This is a genomic window from Streptomyces sp. NPDC002825, from assembly GCF_040295385.1.
GTDB lineage: Bacteria > Actinomycetota > Actinomycetes > Streptomycetales > Streptomycetaceae > Streptomyces.
Map to the genome: position 1 here is coordinate 255,529 of NZ_JBEOVH010000003.1, position 14,494 is coordinate 270,022.

Consider the following 14,494-nt stretch of genomic DNA (forward strand, 5'->3'; position numbering starts at 1 on the left):
TCACGTGTCGGGGCGTTCGTCACGCGCACCGCCCTCACATCCGTCGTTCGAGACGATCTTGACAGTTCCGAAGGCGGGCTGCCTATGGTTGAGGAGTCGCCGTCCGCGCCCCGGACGGGACCGGAACCCGGGGGGAGGCGCACGTGCTCGCGACGCTCACCACCGCGCTGGCCTCCGCCCGTTCGAGCACCCGACTCGTCTGCCGTCGGCACGTCGACTACTGCCGTACCTCCTCGGCCATCTGTCCTTCCGCTCGCGCCTGACCCCGCCCCGCGTGGGTCCGCGCGTCCCGTGACGTCCCGTCGCCCGACCCCCGGCCGCAGCCGTGTTCCGCACCGCTGCCGCGCCGTCGTGCGTCCCTGTCGTTCGGAAGGACTCCCCATGCCCCGCCCTGCCCTGCACCTGGCCGTCGAGATCGACGGCGACGGTGCCCACCCGGCCGCGTGGCGCCGTGCCACGCACTCGCCCGGCGAGCTGCTGACCCCGCGTCGGCTCGCCCGGGTCGCGGCCGCCGCCGAGAACGCCGGCTTCACCCTGATCACCCTTGAGGACTCGATCCTGCCGCCCGGCGCCGGGTCCCCCGCCGAGTCCGGCCCCGTGGGACGGATCGGCGCGGTCGAGCGGGCGGCGTTCGCGGCCGCGTCGACGAGCGTCCTCGGCATCGCTCCGGTCGTGGCGACCACGTACGCCGAGCCGTTCCACATCTCCTCGCAGCTCTCCACGCTCGACCACGTTTCGGCCGGCCGGGCCGGCTGGGTGGTCGGGGCCGAGGAGGACCCCGCCGCGGCCCGCGCCTGGGGGCGGCCGCTCGTCGAGGGAGCCGACGCGATCGCCCGCGAGGCCCGTGACGGCCTCCGGGTCGTGGGAGACCTCTGGGACTCGTGGGAGGACGACGCGGTGATCCGGTCGGTGGCCACCAGCCGCTACCTGGACCGCTCCCGGCTGCACGCCATCGACTTCACGGGCGAGACGTACTCCGTGAAGGGCCCGTCGATCGTGCCGCGCCCGCCACAGGGCCGGCCGGTGGTCTTCGCCCGTCCGGGTCTCGTCCCGGCCGGTCTCGTCGATGTGGCGCTGGTCGACGGTGCCACGCCGGCCGAGGTGGGCGAGGCGGCCGCGGCCGCGGCCGCCGGGAGGCCGCTCGCCTTCGCCGAGATCGAGGTCGCCCTCGACACCCCGGACGCCACGGCGCGGGAGCGCATCGCCGACCTGGAGCGGTACGCCCCGTGGGAGGGCGGCCGGGACCGGCTGCGGTACTCCGGTTCCGCCGCCGGCCTGCTGGACCTCCTGACGGAGCTGGCCGGCCATGTGGACGGGGTGCGGCTGCATCCGCTCGTCCTCGACGAGGACCTCGCCGTGCTGTCCCGGCTCGTCCTTCCCGAGCTGTTCGTCCGGCGGATCGCCGCACGCCCCCTCCCGGGCACCACCCTGCGCACCTCCCTGGGCCTCCCCCGGCCCCTCAGCCGCTTCACGACCGACGGTGCCCCCGCGCCCGTCCGGGAGGAGACCCGATGACCCGCACCGACCGCGACGACGTCCCGCGCCCTGACGCCCGGCTGCACTTCGGAGTCTTCGTCCAGGGCGTCAACCACTGGACGATCTGGTCGGACCCGGCCAGCGGTTCCCAGATCGACCCGGCGACCTTCCTGAGAGTGGCGAGGACCGCCGAACGCGGGCTCTTCGACGCCTTCTTCCTCGGGGACGGGCTGCGGCTGCGCGAGTCGCAGGGCGGCATCCACGAGCTGGACGTCGCAGGACGGCCGGACTCGATCACCCAGCTGTCGGCGCTCGCCGCCGCCACCGAGCGGATCGGGCTCGTCTCCACCTCCAACACCACCTTCAACGAGCCCGGCGACCTCGCCCGGCGGCTCGCCGGACTGGACCTGCTGTCGGGCGGCCGGGCCGGCTGGAACATGGTGACCACCCACAATGCCTGGACCGGCGAGAACTTCCGGCGCGGCGGCTTCCTGGACCACGCCGACCGCTACCGGCGCGCCGAGGAGTTCCTCTCCGTCGCGCGGGCCGTGTGGAACGGCTGGTCCGAGGGGGCGGTCGCCGCTTCCGCCGACGCCCGGTCCTGGTCGGTGCCGGACGCGGTGGGACGCGTACGGACACGGACGGACCACTTCGACCTCGATCTGGCGCCGACGCTGCCGCGCAGCGCGCAGGGCCATCCGGTGATCTTCCAGGCGGGCGACTCCGGTGAGGGCCGGGACTTCGCGGCCCGCAACGCGGACGTGATCTTCTCCGCGCACGGTGAGGACTTCGACGACGCCCTCGCCTTCGCCGAGGACATCCGGCGCCGCCTGCGGGCGGCCGGGCGGCCCGAGGACGCCCTGCGGATCCTGCCGGGGACGGAGATCGTCATCGGGGCGACCGAGAAGGAGGCGGAGGAGAAGGCCCGCTGGGTCCGTCTCCAGCAGGTCACCCCGGCGGTGGCGCTGGGCATCGCGAGCCGGCTGTGGGGCTTCGACCTGTCCGGGCGGGACGCGGACGGTCCGCTGCCCGCCGAGGACCCGGTGATCGCCGCGTACGACGGGAAGTTCGGCACCCGCCAGCTGGGCGAGACCCTTCAGACGGTGGCCGAATGGCGGGCGAAGGCCGACGCCAACGGCTGGTCGCTGCGCAAAACGGTCATCGAGCTCGGTCCGCAGCGCGGCCACGTCGGCACCCCGGCCGGGCTCGCGGACAGGTTCGCCCGGTTCGCGCGGCACGGCGCCGTCGACGGATTCAACATCTCGCCGTACCTGGTGCCGGACGGGCTCGACGACATCGTCGAGCTGCTCGTGCCGGAGCTCCAGGAGCGGGGCGTGTACCGGACGGCGTACACGGGGACGACGCTCCGGGAGCACCTGGGGCTCGCGCCCGTGGCGTGACCTTGCGGGGGCGGGTGCCCGGAACCTCCGGGCACCCGTCTCCGTCGTCCTGCCGCGCCCTCAGCCCAGGGGCAGTTCCAGGAAGGCCGGTGCGCCCTCCGGGGAGCTGATCACGGTCTGGGTCCAGGTGACGGAGGCGTCCCCGTACAGCGGGTCCTTGCTGTCGACGACCAGCATCAGCCGGTGTCCGGTGGCGATGTCGTACGCGGCGGCCTGGAGCCGCCAGGTGACGGTGCGGTCCTGGTCGGGCGTCAGCCCGTACACGTTGAGCGGCTCGTGGGTGATGATCCGGGCCGTGTCGTCCTCGGCGACGTCGAAGAGGTGGGCGACCAGTCCGGCGGAGGTCGCCGTGGAGCGGACCGTGAGGCGCAGTCGCGGGACGCCCCGGACGCGGCGACCGGACGCGCCGTCCCCTTCCGGGGCGGTGAGCGGTGCGGTGGTCCAGGCGAGGGCGTGCCGCCGGTCGATCTTGCGGGTGTCGTAGGTCTTCGGGTTCCCGGCCCGTTCCGCCTGGCCCGTCTCCATGAGCGCGTCCATGACGGTGGCCTCGGTGTCCACGCCCGCGAGGAACGCGCGGCGCCAGCCGGTGACCTCCGAGGGAGCCGCCGTCTCGCCGGCCGGGAGGAGCCGGCCGTCGGTGCCGGCCGCGCCGTCGCCGGTGAGGCCGAACACCTCGACGCCGGTGGTGACCCGGCTCCAGTCGGCGCGGCTCTCCCGGCGGGCCTCCTCGACGATCCGGTTCTCGCCGGTCGGCTCGCCGGTGCCGGGGTCGAGTACGGGTTCGGTGACGTAGGTGAACATGACCTGGCCGCAGACCTGTTCCCAGTCCTCCACGCCGTTGCGTTCGCCCTTGAGGTGGTGGTCGAGCCAGGCGTACGCCTCGGTCATGGGGACGTTGGTCCTGCCGGGCTCGGTGCCGATGAGGCCCGGGCCCTCGGGGGCGGCGTGGTCGCCGATCCAGAGGTTGAGCCGCTTGGGGACGTCGAGCCCGTCGAAGGTCTTCAGGAGCTGGTTCACGGCGAAGAGGCCCTCGTGCCAGGTGTTCGAGAAGAAGGTGGGCGTCTCGTTCTCGTTGGTGAGGTGGAGGTACGACTCGGGGGCGCGCAGCCGGCCCCACTCGACGACCCGGTCGAGGTTCCGGTCGGCGAGGAAGTCGGCGAGGATCTCCTGGTTCGCCTCGTCGAACTTGCTCTCCACCGGGCCGCCGGTGAGCGCGAGGAGGGCCTTCACGGCGGCGAGGTGACGGGTGCCGTGGTCGTAGAGGCTGCCGGCGAGGTTCCCCCAGGTGCTGAGCGCGACGACGGCGGCGACGCGGTCGTCGTGGGCGGCGACGAGCTGGCTGATGCCGGAGCCGTAGGACTCGCCGAGGAAACCGATCGCGCTCGGGGCGAGGTGCTCGACCGCGAAGTCGACGACGGCTGAGCCGTCGGCCCAGTCGTGCGGTCCCGCGACGTCGACGAAGCCCTCGGAGGTGGAGGGCAGTCCGGGGATGCCGAGGCCACGCGGGGTGTAGGCGAGGACGTGGTAGCCCCGGCGGGCGAGGGCGAGGTAGCACCAGAGGAACAGCGGCCAGCCGAAGGGGGTCCAGCCGGCCGGGACGACGACCAACGGGTGCGGGCCGGGTCCCAGCTGCCGGAGGCTGAAGGCGGAGAGCCGGATGCCGTCCGTGGCCTCGATGCGGTGGTACGCGGGCAGGGCGAGGGCTCGTACCTCCTGGAGGGGCGCGGCGAGGTCGGCGGGGAGTTCGGGGTCGCCTCCGTCGAGGAGGGCGGTGGTGAGGGTCTGGCCGAGCCGGACGACGTCGGGGTCGACGGTTCCGTCGGCGGCCCAGAGGCCGCGGCCGGTCATGCGGGAGGCCTCGGCGGCGGTGAGGCTCGCCGTGATGCCCGGGAAGCCGGGGAAATCCTCGGACGATCCGTTGACGAAGGGCGTGTCCTGGGGCACGTGCACCCGTTCCTCTCGACTGGGCTGCTGGCTGTCCGCTCTGCGGATGCCCGCAAGCCTCACGTACCGGGAACGGGGCGACCAGAGCGCACGAACGGCGCACGGGACGCGCAACCGGGTGGCAACGACACAAGCCGCCCCGGAGTCGATGTTTGCCGGATGAGCCGGACCCGACGGGATGGGCCGGGCAGGACGCCCACGCCGATTGTTAAATCAAATTCAAAAGAATCACCGCGAGGCCTTGACCATACACGAGCGGCTTCCTTAAATCTCCATTTAACAAACGCGGCACGTCCGTACGCTTTCCCCAGGAGGCCCTCATGACCAGCGCATCCGACACCTCACCCCCCGCGGCACCACCCGGTGCGAAGGGCCTGCGGGGTGACTCCGTCGGCCTCCTCGCCACGATCGCCCTCGGGCTCGCCTCCGTCGCCCCCGCGTACAGCATCGCGATCACTCTGGGCCTGGTGACCCTCGTGGTGGGCGACCTGGCCCCGGCCGCCCTGCTCCTCGGCTTCGTGCCGATCCTCCTCACAGCCTTCGCGTTCCGGGAGCTCAACCGGCAGATGCCGGACTGCGGCACGACCTTCGTCTGGAACACGCGGGCGTTCGGCCCCGCCGTCGGCTGGGTGGCGGGCGGCTGGACGGTCCTGGTCGCCACCGTCCTCGCGATGACCGCGCTCGCCCAGGTCGGGGCCACCGCGATCCTCGCCTTCCTCGGGCTCGACTCGGCGGCGGGCAACACCGTCGCCGTGACCGCCCTCGCCGTCGTCCTCATCGCCCTGGTCGTCACCGTCGCCTACCGGGGCATCCAGCTCGCCGCCCACGTGCAGTACGCGATGCTCGGCCTCCAGCTCCTCGCGATGCTCGCCTTCGGCGTCGCCGCCTTCGCCCGGGACGGTGCCGCCACCCCGTCCCTGAACTGGGTCTCCCCCTTCGCCTTCGACGACTTCGGCTCCTTCTCCGAGGCGGTGCTCCTCTGCCTCTTCATCTACTGGGGCTGGGACGCCCTGATCACCTTCAACGAGGAGACCGTCGACAGCGACCGCACCCCCGGCAGGGCCGCGGTCGCCTCCACCCTGATCCTGCTCGTCACCTACCTCTTCACCGCGTTCGCGGCGATCTCCTTCGCCGGGACCGGCACCGGGGGCCTCGGGCTCGGCAACGAGGAGAACGCCGCCGACGTCCTCAGCCACCTCGCGCCCACCGTCCTCGGCGGCGCCGCCGGCCGGGTCGTCACGCTCGCCATCGCCGTCTCGGCCGTGGGCGCCCTGCTGACCTGCGCGGGCTCCAGCCCCCGGAGCACGCTCTCGATGAGCGCGCACGGCGCCCTGCCCGCCGCGTTCGGCCGCATGCACCCGCGCTTCCGCACGCCCGCCTTCGGGACGGTGTTCTGCGGAGCCGTCGCGGCCGTCGCCCTGGTCCTGCTCACCCTGGTCTCCGCCGACTTCCTCGGCGACGCGATCCTGTCGATCGGCCTCCTGATCGCCTTCTACTACGGCGTCACCGGCTTCGCCTGCGCCTGGCACTTCCGCCGGCAGCTGCGGAACTCCCCGCGCGACCTGCTGGTCAAGGGCGTCCTCCCGGCCTCCGGCGGTCTGATGATGCTGGCGGCGTTCGTCCGCAGCGCCTACGACATGGCCGACCCCGCATACGGCTCCACGTCCGTCGGCGGAGTCGGCGGGGTCTTCCTCCTCGGCGTCGGCTCGATCGTCCTCGGCGGCCTCGTGATGCTGCTGGTCCGCACGCGCCACCGCCGCTTCTTCCAGGACGGCCGCACGGCCGTCACCGCCCTGTCCGTCACGGAGAACTGAACCCCATGCGCACCCTCGCCATCGCCGCCGTCCAGACCACCCCCGTCGCCCACGATCCGAAGGCCAGTTGGGAACGGTTCGCCGACCGGGTCCGCGCGGTACGCGGCCTCTTCCCGCACGTCCAGCTCGTCGTCGTCCCGGAACTGCTGCTCTCCGCGGAGGCACCGCTGCTCCAGGCGCGCGCGGCGTGGATGCGGGAGGCGGCCGTGCCGATCCCCGGCCCGCTGACGGACCAGCTGTGCGCCCTGGCCCGCGAGACCGGCCTCTGGCTGGTTCCCGGCAGCGTGTACGAGCAGGGCGACGACGGCCACGTCTACAACACGGCCCTCGCCGTCTCCCCCGAGGGCGAGATCGCCGCCCGCTACCGCAAGGTCTTCCCCTGGCAGCCGTACGAGCAGACCCGTCCCGGCAGCGAGTTCGTCGTCTTCGACCTGCCCGGCATCGGCCGCGCGGGCCTCGCCGTCTGCTACGACGGCTCGTTCCCCGAGACGGCGCGGCAGCTGGCCTGGCTGGGAGCCGAGGTGATCATCCAGCCGACGCTGACCACCACCCGCGACCGCGAGATGGAGCTGGTCTGCGCCCGGGCCAACGCCTGGACGAACCAGCTGTACGTCGTCAACGTCAACGCCGCCGACCCGGCCGGGGTCGGCGCAAGCGTCATCGTCGACCCGGAGGGGACGATCCGCCAGCAGGCGGGCAGCGGCGAGGAGGTCCTCGTCGACGTCCTCGACCTCGACACCGTCACGCGCGTGCGTACGTACGGCTCCGCCGGCATCAACCGTCCCTGGGAGCAGCTCGCCCGCTACGGCGAGCGGATCGATCTGCCCATGTACGGGGGTGCGTTCCGTCCCGTGCCGTCGCACGACCCGGCCTAGTCGGTCAGGGGCGGGCGGACCACGACGACGGCGGCGACGTCGTCGTCGAGGCCGTCCGCCCCGTAGGCGGCGAGGTCGCGGTGGAGGAGCGCGGGCAGCTCGGCGGCCGGCTCCCGGGCCCAGCCGCGCAGGCGCGGCTCCAGCGGGTAGAAGGTGCCGGACCGGTCGCGGGTCTCGCTGACGCCGTCGGTGTAGAGGAGCAGCCGGTCCCCCGGCCCGAAGGGCACCTCCTCGATCCGGTGGTGGTTCTCGGCGAGGCCCGCGAGGTTGACGGGCAGCGACGGATCGGCGAAGTGCACCGGCTCGACGCCGGTCGCGCGCTGGAGCAGCGGCGCCGGGTGGCCGCAGCTGAGGAGCCGTACGACGTCACGGCCGTCCGGGAGTTCCACCAGGACGACGGTGGCGAAGCGTTCGGAGGCGTCCGAGTCGGGGTCCCAGGCGCCGTAGCGGGCGAGGCCCTCGTCGAGCCGGTCCGCGAGGGCCGCGAGGTCACGGGCCTCGTGGACGGCGGCGCGGAAGGAACCGAGCAGGACGGAGGCGGTCTCGACGGCGCCGAGGCCCTTGCCCTGGACGTCGCCGAGTATGACGCGCACCGCGCCGGGGATCCTGACGGCCTCGTAGAAGTCGCCGCCGATCCTGGCCTTGGCCGCGGCCGCGACGTACAGCAGGTGCAGTTCGAACCGTCCGAGGCGTTCGGGCAGCGGGCGCAGGACGACCCGCTGGACGACGTCTGCGACGGCGGTGACCTCGCGCAGGTCCCGCTCGTAGCGGGTCCGGACCCGGCTGACCCAGGCGGAGGCGGCGGTCACCGCGGCGATGACGGCCTCGCTGGCGAGGAGTTCGGAGGCGAATCCTTCGCCCCTGCTGAAGCTGAGGAGTGCGCGGACGCCCATCGCCGTCAGCCCGATGGCGACGGTCTCCCGCACACTCCAGGTGACGGCGGCGAGCGCGGGTGCGGCGACGAGGAGCCGGTCGAAGCGCTCCCGGTCGGGGGTGACCAGATCGACGACGACTGTCACGACCAGGACCAGGAAGGGCAGGGCGCGACCGAGGTTGAACTGGGTGCGCGTCGCCGTGCCGGGAGGGCTACGGTGGCCGGCTGCGGGCATCTCATGATCGTACGCAGGCCTGTCCGCCGGGCCGGGGTGCCGCCGGCTCCGGGCGTGTCCCCCTACCGTCGCGGCCGGGCAGCGCGAGTGCTGCGGGGATCGCGAGCGCGGCGATCACCGCGAGCGCCGGGAGGGCTGCTCCCCTGGCCGGCACGAAACCGCCGTCCGGGACGAGGGCGAGCAGAAGGCTCGCGGTGGCGACGCCCAGCGCCGGACCGACGTTCATCGCGGTCTGCTGGAGGCCGCCGGCGACCCCCGCGTGCCCCTCGGGAGCCCGGTGCACGACGACGGAGGTCGCGGTGACCATGAGCGTGACGAACCCGGCCCCGAGGAGTGCGGACGCGACGCCCACGGAGGCCGCGCCGGCCGTGGCGTCCAGCCGGGCGAGCCCCAGGACCCCCAGCGTGAAGAGCGCTGCCCCCGCCGTCGCCGTCCGCCGGGGCCCGAAGCGTCGCTGGAGCGGCGGGCAGAGCGGCGCGCCGAGGATCATGAGGGCGGCGAGGGGCAGGAAGCGCAGAGCGCAGCCGAGGGGGTCGAGGCCCTGGACGTCCTGGAGGAAGTACGTCGCGACGAACAGCGACCCGGACAATGCCGCCGAGGCCGCGAGCAGCACGGCGAGCCCGGCGACGACCGGCCGGCTCCGGAGCAGCACCGGGGGCAGCAGGGGCCGCTCGACGCGACGCTCGTGCCACGCGAAGACCACCCCGGCACCGAGGGCCGCGGCGCACGCGAGGACGGCGGAGCGGGTGCCCCCGTGCCGGGAGGCGGCGTCGAGCCCGTGAACCAGCAGCCCGAGGGTGGCGCCGAGCAGGAGGGCCCCGAGGGGGTCGAGCGCGGCGAGGCGGGAGGGGTTGGCGGCGCCGGAGGGGATGGCGGGGCCAGAGGGGGTGGCGGGGCCAGACAGGGTGGCGGGGCCAGACGGGGTGGCGGGGCCAGACGGGGTGGCGGGGCCAGACGGGGTGGCGGGGCCAGAGGCGGTCGCCACGCGGTCCGGCGACGCCACGGGCTCCCGCGACGCCAGGCCGTCCGACGACGACAAGCCGTCCCGCGACGCAAGGCCGTCCGACGACGACAAGCCGTCCCGCGACGCCACCCGCTCCCGCGACCCCGAGCCGTCCGACGGCTCCGCGGGCTCCCGCGACCCCGAGCCGTCCGACGGCTCCGCGGGCTCCCGCGACCCCGAGCCGTCCCGCGTCGTCAGGGCCAGCAGGCCGATCGCGAGGGTCGGGGGGACGCCGAGGAGGAACACCGCGCGCCAGCCGTACGAGGAGACGAGCGCGCCCCCGACGAGGGGGCCGGCCGCCGCGGCGAGGCCGATGGCCGCGGTGCGTACGGCGATCGGGGTCGCGAGCCGGTCGGGCGGGTAGGCGGTGCGCAGCATGCCGAGCGTGGCGGGCTGGAGGAGCGCCCCGCAGACGCCCTGGAGCACCCGCAGCGCGATGACGGTGCCGATCCCGGGGGCCAGGGCGATCCCGGCGGAGGCCGCGGCGAAGCCGAGGGCGCCGACGGCGAACACCCGGCGGTGGCCGTAGTGGTCGCCGAGGCGGCCCGCGAAGACGAGGAGGCTCGCGACGGCGACGAGGTAGCCGGTGCTGGTCCACTGGACCTGGCCGACGTGGGCGTGCAGGTCGCGCTGGAGGGCGGGCTGGGCGACGGTCAGGACCGTGCCGTCGAGGGCGACGACGGCGGCGCCGACGACGCTGCAGGCGAGGGTGCGGTTCATGGGGCGGTCCGTCCCAGGTGGGCGTCGAGCGCGGCGGTCAGCAGGGGGCCGGGGTCGTCGCCGCCGGTGGCGAGGGGGAGGCTGCCCCAGTGCCAGAGCTGGGCGATGCCGTGCAGGTTGGCCCAGAGGACGCCGGCGAGGAGGACGGGGTCGGCGTCCGGGCGGACCCGGGCGACGAGTCCGGTGAGGTGGGCGAAGAGCGGCAGGCTGGTCTCGCGCAGCCCGAGCCGTCCGCTCTCGAGCAGGTCGTGCCGGAACATCAGCTCGTACATGCCGCGCCGGGTCCCGGCGTAGTCGAGGTAGACGCGGGCGAGGGTCTCGATCCGCTGGCGGGCCGGGGCGCCTTCGGGGTCCTCCTCGGCGACGCGCGCGGCCAGTTCGGCGAAGCCCTGGCGGGCGATGGCGGACAGCAGGTCCAGGTGGGCGGGGAAGTACCGCCGGGGGGCTCCGTGGGAGACGCCGGCGCGCCGGGCGATCTCGCGCAGGGACAGGGCGTCGGCGCCCTCGGCGTTCACCAGCTCGACGCCGACGCGGACGAGCCGCTCGCGCAACCCGTCCGCGCCATGGCCTCCGGGACCGCTCTCACGCACCTCGGGGCTGTTCTCGTACAGGGACATAGACACTGTCTACCAAGATCGAGTAGACACTGTCTACCCATCCTCGCGCCCCGGTCCGTTACACTGGGCGACAGCGAAGGGGAGTAGCCCTGCGAACCGGTCGTCGACACACTGGAACCCTCGGGTTCCCGGTGACCGGGTCCGCGCACGACGCGGACGGGCGAGACCTTCGGCCAGGCAACAGCCACGTCCGCGTTCCCGTGGGCGTGGTCCGTCATGCCGGGCCGAGTGGTCCTCCCGTCGCCCACCGAGGTGGCGCCCGGAGCCGCAGGGCCCGGACCGAGCAGAGAGCCCCGGTATGCACCTCGACCCCTTGGCGATCCTCACCGCCTTCGGGCTGATCTTCCTCGCCGAGCTTCCCGACAAGACGATGTTCGCGTCCCTCGCCATGGGCACGCGCATGCGTCCGCTGTACGTGTGGATCGGCACCTCCACCGCCTTCCTGGCCCATGTCACCATCGCGGTGGGCGCCGGCAGCCTGCTCGGGCTGCTGCCGGGCTGGACCGTGAAGCTGGTCTCGGCCCTGATGTTCGGCTTCGGCGCGTTCATGCTGCTGCGCGGCGGGGGCGACGACGACGAGTCCGACGAGGGCGGGCGGACGGTCAGCGGCTTCTGGCCCGTCTTCTCGACCGCGTTCATGGCCGTCTTCATCAGCGAGTGGGGCGACCTGACCCAGATCACCACCGCCAACCTGGCCGCGACCAACGGCACCTGGTCGACGGCGATCGGATCCTTCGCCGCCCTGACGACCGTCTCGGCCCTCGCCCTGGTCGCGGGCCGCTTCATCGCCAAGCGCGTCCCCCTCAAGACCGTGCAGCGCATCGGCGGCGTCTGCATGGCGGGACTCGCGATCTGGTCCCTGACCGAGGTCTTCACCGGCTGAGCACACCGCCCTTCCGCGCACGCCCCTTTCCGTCCCGGGAAGGGGCGTGCCGCGTCCCCGGGCGCCGCTCCCCCTAAGCGGGAGCCCCGGTCCGGCCTCTTGATGAAGCAATGAATCACTGCTTCACTCCTTCCATGCCCTACCGACGCACTCCCGCCGTGCAGGCCCGGCTCGACGCCCAGCGCGCCTCGGTCGTCGACGCGGCCCTCGGGCTGCTCGCCGAGCAGGGGTACGCGGGCTGCACGATGGCCGCCGTCGCCGCGCGCGCCGGAATCGCCACGGGCAGCGTGTACCGCCACTTCCCGAGCAAGGCCGAACTCGCCGTCGAGCTCTTCAGGACCGTCGTCGGCCGGGAGGTCGCGGCCGTCTCCGAGGCGGCCGGGCACCCCGGGCACGGTGCGGCGGCCGAGCGTGTGGTCGCCGTCATCGAGACCTTCGCGCAGCGCGCGCTGAAGTCGCCGCGCCTGGCCTACGCCCTGCTGGCCGAACCGGTCGACCCCGCCGTGGACGCGGAACGGCTCGTCTTCCGGCGCGCGTTCCGGGACGTGTTCGCCGCGCGCGTCGAGGAGGGCGTGCGCTCGGGCGAGCTGCCGCCCCAGGACCCGGTCCTGACGGCCTCGGCGCTGGTCGGGGCGGGCGCGGAAGCGCTCGTCGGACCGCTGGCGGAGGGGTCCGTGGGGCCCGAGACCGTACCCGCACTCGTCACTTTCACCCTGCGAGCACTGGGAGTTCCCGATGCCGACCACGCATGAGGTCACCAACCAGGTACCGCCGCTGACCGGTTACGACGTCTCCGCCGACCCCGCGCTCCTGGAGGCGCTGCGCCGGGAGGGCGCCGGCTGGGCAGAGGCCGAGGTCCGCGAGCTCGGGGCGAGGGCGGGAGGCGAGGAGGCCCAGGAGTGGGGGCGGCTCGCCGAGCGCCACTCCCCCGTCCTGCACACCCACGACCGGTACGGGCACCGGATCGACGAGGTCGAGTTCCACCCCTACTGGCACGAACTGATGGACGTCGCCGTACGGCACGGGCTGCACGGCGCTCCCTGGCGCGACGAGCGACCGGGCGCGCACGTGGCCCGGGCGGCGAAGGTCTTCGTCTGGGGGCAGGCCGACGCGGGGCACCTGTGTCCGGTCTCGATGACGTACGCGGCGGTGCCGGCGCTGCGCGTCCAGCCCGAGCTCGCCGAGGTGTACGAGCCGCTGCTGACCTCGGAGACGTACGACTTCGGCCTCCGGGTGCCGGCGGAGAAGCGCGGGATCATCGCCGGGATGTCGATGACCGAGAAGCAGGGCGGTTCGGACGTCCGGGCGAACACGACCCGGGCCGTGCCCACCGGCGAGCCCGGCACGTACGCGCTGACCGGCCACAAGTGGTTCACCTCGGCGCCGATGTCGGACGTCTTCCTCACCCTGGCACAGGCTCCCGGCGGCCTGTCCTGCTTCCTGGTGCCCCGGGTGCTGCCCGACGGCAGCCGCAACGCGATCCGGCTGCAGCGCCTCAAGGACAAGCTGGGCAACCGGTCGAACGCCTCCTCCGAGATCGAGTACGAGGGTGCCCTCGGCCGCCTGGTCGGCGAGGAGGGGCGCGGGGTGGCCACCATCATCCGGATGGTCAACATGACGCGGCTCGACTGCGCCATCAGCTCGGCCTCCGGCATGCGTCTCGGGCTCGTGCACGCCGTGCACCACGCCACGCACCGCTCCGCGTTCGGGGCGAGGCTCGTGGACCAGCCCCTGATGCGGAACGTCCTCGCCGACCTGGCGGTGGAGGCGGAGGCCGCCACGGTCGCTGCGCTGCGCCTCGCGGGCGCGGTGGACCGGGCGGCGCGCGGCGACGCGGAGGAGGAGCAGCTGCGGCGGCTCGGGCTCGCGGTCACCAAGTACTGGGTGTGCAAGCGGGCGCCCGCGCACGCGGCGGAGGCCCTGGAGTGCCTGGGCGGCAACGGCTACGTCGAGGACTCGGGCCTGCCGAGGCTCTACCGGGAGTCGCCGCTACCGTCCATCTGGGAGGGCTCCGGGAACGTCGCCGCCCTCGACGTGCTGCGGGCGATGGCCCGTCAGCCGGAGGCGATGGAGGCGTACTTCGCGGAGGTCGACCGCGGCGCGGGGGCCGACCGGCGGCTCGACGCGGCGGTCGCGGGCCTCCGCAAGGACCTGGCAGGGCTCGGCGACGCCGACGCGGTGGCGTACGGGGCGCGGCGGCTGGTGGAGCGGCTCGCGCTGGTGCTCCAGGGTTCGCTGCTCGTCCGGCACGGTCACCCGGCGGTCGCCGACGCGTTCTGCGCCTCGCGTCTCGAGGGCGACCGCGGCCTCGCCTTCGGCACTCTGCCGGCGGGCGTGGACACGGCGGCCATCATCGCCCGCAGCGGCCCGGACGCGGTGAGCACGCCGGCCTGACCCGTCATGTCGGACAGTCCCCGACCAGGACGTGCCGGTCCATCCGCCGTTCGAAGGCCGGCACGAGGGTGTCGCCGACCGGCTGACCGGAGCAGTGCCGTGGGCCGTCCCGGGTGGCAGTCTGGTCGGGCACGGTTCCGCGCCGGTACGAGAGGGAGTCCCCTTGGGCAGCGAGGCGATCCACGGTGAACTGGACGAGCGGGCGGCCGGGGTGGCCGAGCAGGTGGTGGCCTGGCGGCGGCATCTGCACCGGCATCCG

At 74.0% G+C, this 14,494-nt stretch carries 11 protein-coding genes; 7 read left to right on the plus strand and 4 right to left on the minus strand.

The window, feature by feature from the left end; all coding sequences use genetic code 11:
* Positions 1-381 precede the first annotated feature (381 nt).
* Both ABT041_RS05875 and ABT041_RS05880 read left to right on the plus strand, forming a co-directional pair.
* A complete protein-coding gene (locus tag ABT041_RS05875) occupies positions 382-1,515 on the plus strand; it encodes an LLM class flavin-dependent oxidoreductase (protein WP_351179586.1) in 1,134 nt (377 codons plus the stop codon).
* The gene (locus ABT041_RS05880; RefSeq protein WP_351179589.1) at positions 1,512-2,876 is read left to right on the plus strand and encodes an NtaA/DmoA family FMN-dependent monooxygenase; all 1,365 of its coding nucleotides are present in this window, start codon (positions 1,512-1,514) and stop codon (positions 2,874-2,876) included. Before ABT041_RS05875 ends, ABT041_RS05880 begins: the two co-directional genes overlap by 4 nt.
* A 60-nt stretch (positions 2,877-2,936) precedes the next feature.
* Here the strand turns inward: ABT041_RS05880 and ABT041_RS05885 are convergent, their stop codons facing one another.
* Positions 2,937-4,820, minus strand: coding sequence for an alpha/beta fold hydrolase (locus ABT041_RS05885; RefSeq protein ID WP_351179592.1), 1,884 nt, complete (start codon positions 4,818-4,820; stop codon positions 2,937-2,939).
* A 320-nt stretch (positions 4,821-5,140) separates the two neighbouring features.
* Between ABT041_RS05885 and ABT041_RS05890 the strand changes: the two genes are divergently transcribed.
* Both ABT041_RS05890 and ABT041_RS05895 read left to right on the plus strand, forming a co-directional pair.
* Complete coding sequence (locus ABT041_RS05890; protein ID WP_351179595.1) at positions 5,141-6,634, plus strand: APC family permease; 1,494 nt, start codon at positions 5,141-5,143, stop codon at positions 6,632-6,634.
* Between the two features lie 5 nt (positions 6,635-6,639).
* Positions 6,640-7,509, plus strand: a complete 870-nt coding sequence (locus tag ABT041_RS05895; RefSeq protein ID WP_351179598.1) for a carbon-nitrogen hydrolase family protein — start codon at positions 6,640-6,642, stop codon at positions 7,507-7,509.
* On the opposite strand, the gene ABT041_RS05900 is transcribed toward ABT041_RS05895, so the two are convergent.
* From ABT041_RS05900 to ABT041_RS05910, 3 genes are read right to left on the minus strand one after another with little or no spacing between them, the layout of a single operon-like run.
* The gene (locus ABT041_RS05900; protein ID WP_351179601.1) at positions 7,506-8,618 is read right to left on the minus strand and encodes a PP2C family protein-serine/threonine phosphatase; all 1,113 of its coding nucleotides are present in this window, start codon (positions 8,616-8,618) and stop codon (positions 7,506-7,508) included. The two genes, ABT041_RS05895 and ABT041_RS05900, sit on opposite strands and share 4 nt — an antisense overlap.
* 1 nt (position 8,619) lies before the next feature.
* Complete coding sequence (locus ABT041_RS05905; RefSeq protein ID WP_351179604.1) at positions 8,620-10,341, minus strand: MFS transporter; 1,722 nt, start codon at positions 10,339-10,341, stop codon at positions 8,620-8,622.
* Positions 10,338-10,958 carry a TetR/AcrR family transcriptional regulator gene (locus ABT041_RS05910; RefSeq protein ID WP_351179607.1) on the minus strand — a complete coding sequence of 207 codons (621 nt, stop codon included), beginning with the start codon at positions 10,956-10,958 and terminating at the stop codon, positions 10,338-10,340. The genes ABT041_RS05905 and ABT041_RS05910 overlap by 4 nt, the downstream gene beginning before the upstream one ends.
* Before the next feature lie 298 nt (positions 10,959-11,256).
* On the opposite strand from ABT041_RS05910, the gene ABT041_RS05915 reads away from it, so the two are divergent.
* From ABT041_RS05915 to ABT041_RS05925, 3 genes are all read left to right on the plus strand, one after another.
* Positions 11,257-11,841 carry a TMEM165/GDT1 family protein gene (locus ABT041_RS05915; protein ID WP_351179610.1) on the plus strand — a complete coding sequence of 195 codons (585 nt, stop codon included), beginning with the start codon at positions 11,257-11,259 and terminating at the stop codon, positions 11,839-11,841.
* 134 nt (positions 11,842-11,975) lie between these two features.
* Entirely contained in the window at positions 11,976-12,593 is a 618-nt protein-coding gene (locus tag ABT041_RS05920; protein ID WP_351179613.1) for a TetR/AcrR family transcriptional regulator, read from the plus strand.
* Positions 12,577-14,235 (plus strand): acyl-CoA dehydrogenase family protein, encoded by a 1,659-nt coding sequence (locus ABT041_RS05925; protein ID WP_351179616.1) that lies wholly within the window; start codon positions 12,577-12,579, stop codon positions 14,233-14,235. The genes ABT041_RS05920 and ABT041_RS05925 overlap by 17 nt, the downstream gene beginning before the upstream one ends.
* Positions 14,236-14,494 lie beyond the last annotated feature (259 nt).

Coding starts and splice junctions, on each gene's coding strand:
- ABT041_RS05900 (WP_351179601.1), bottom strand. CDS start 8,618: ATGCCCGCAGCCGGCCACCGTAGCCCTCCCGGCACGGCGACGCGCACC.
- ABT041_RS05925 (WP_351179616.1), top strand. CDS start 12,577: ATGCCGACCACGCATGAGGTCACCAACCAGGTACCGCCGCTGACCGGT.
- ABT041_RS05895 (WP_351179598.1), top strand. CDS start 6,640: ATGCGCACCCTCGCCATCGCCGCCGTCCAGACCACCCCCGTCGCCCAC.
- ABT041_RS05905 (WP_351179604.1), bottom strand. CDS start 10,341: ATGAACCGCACCCTCGCCTGCAGCGTCGTCGGCGCCGCCGTCGTCGCC.
- ABT041_RS05910 (WP_351179607.1), bottom strand. CDS start 10,958: ATGTCCCTGTACGAGAACAGCCCCGAGGTGCGTGAGAGCGGTCCCGGA.
- ABT041_RS05890 (WP_351179595.1), top strand. CDS start 5,141: ATGACCAGCGCATCCGACACCTCACCCCCCGCGGCACCACCCGGTGCG.
- ABT041_RS05920 (WP_351179613.1), top strand. CDS start 11,976: ATGCCCTACCGACGCACTCCCGCCGTGCAGGCCCGGCTCGACGCCCAG.
- ABT041_RS05880 (WP_351179589.1), top strand. CDS start 1,512: ATGACCCGCACCGACCGCGACGACGTCCCGCGCCCTGACGCCCGGCTG.
- ABT041_RS05915 (WP_351179610.1), top strand. CDS start 11,257: ATGCACCTCGACCCCTTGGCGATCCTCACCGCCTTCGGGCTGATCTTC.
- ABT041_RS05875 (WP_351179586.1), top strand. CDS start 382: ATGCCCCGCCCTGCCCTGCACCTGGCCGTCGAGATCGACGGCGACGGT.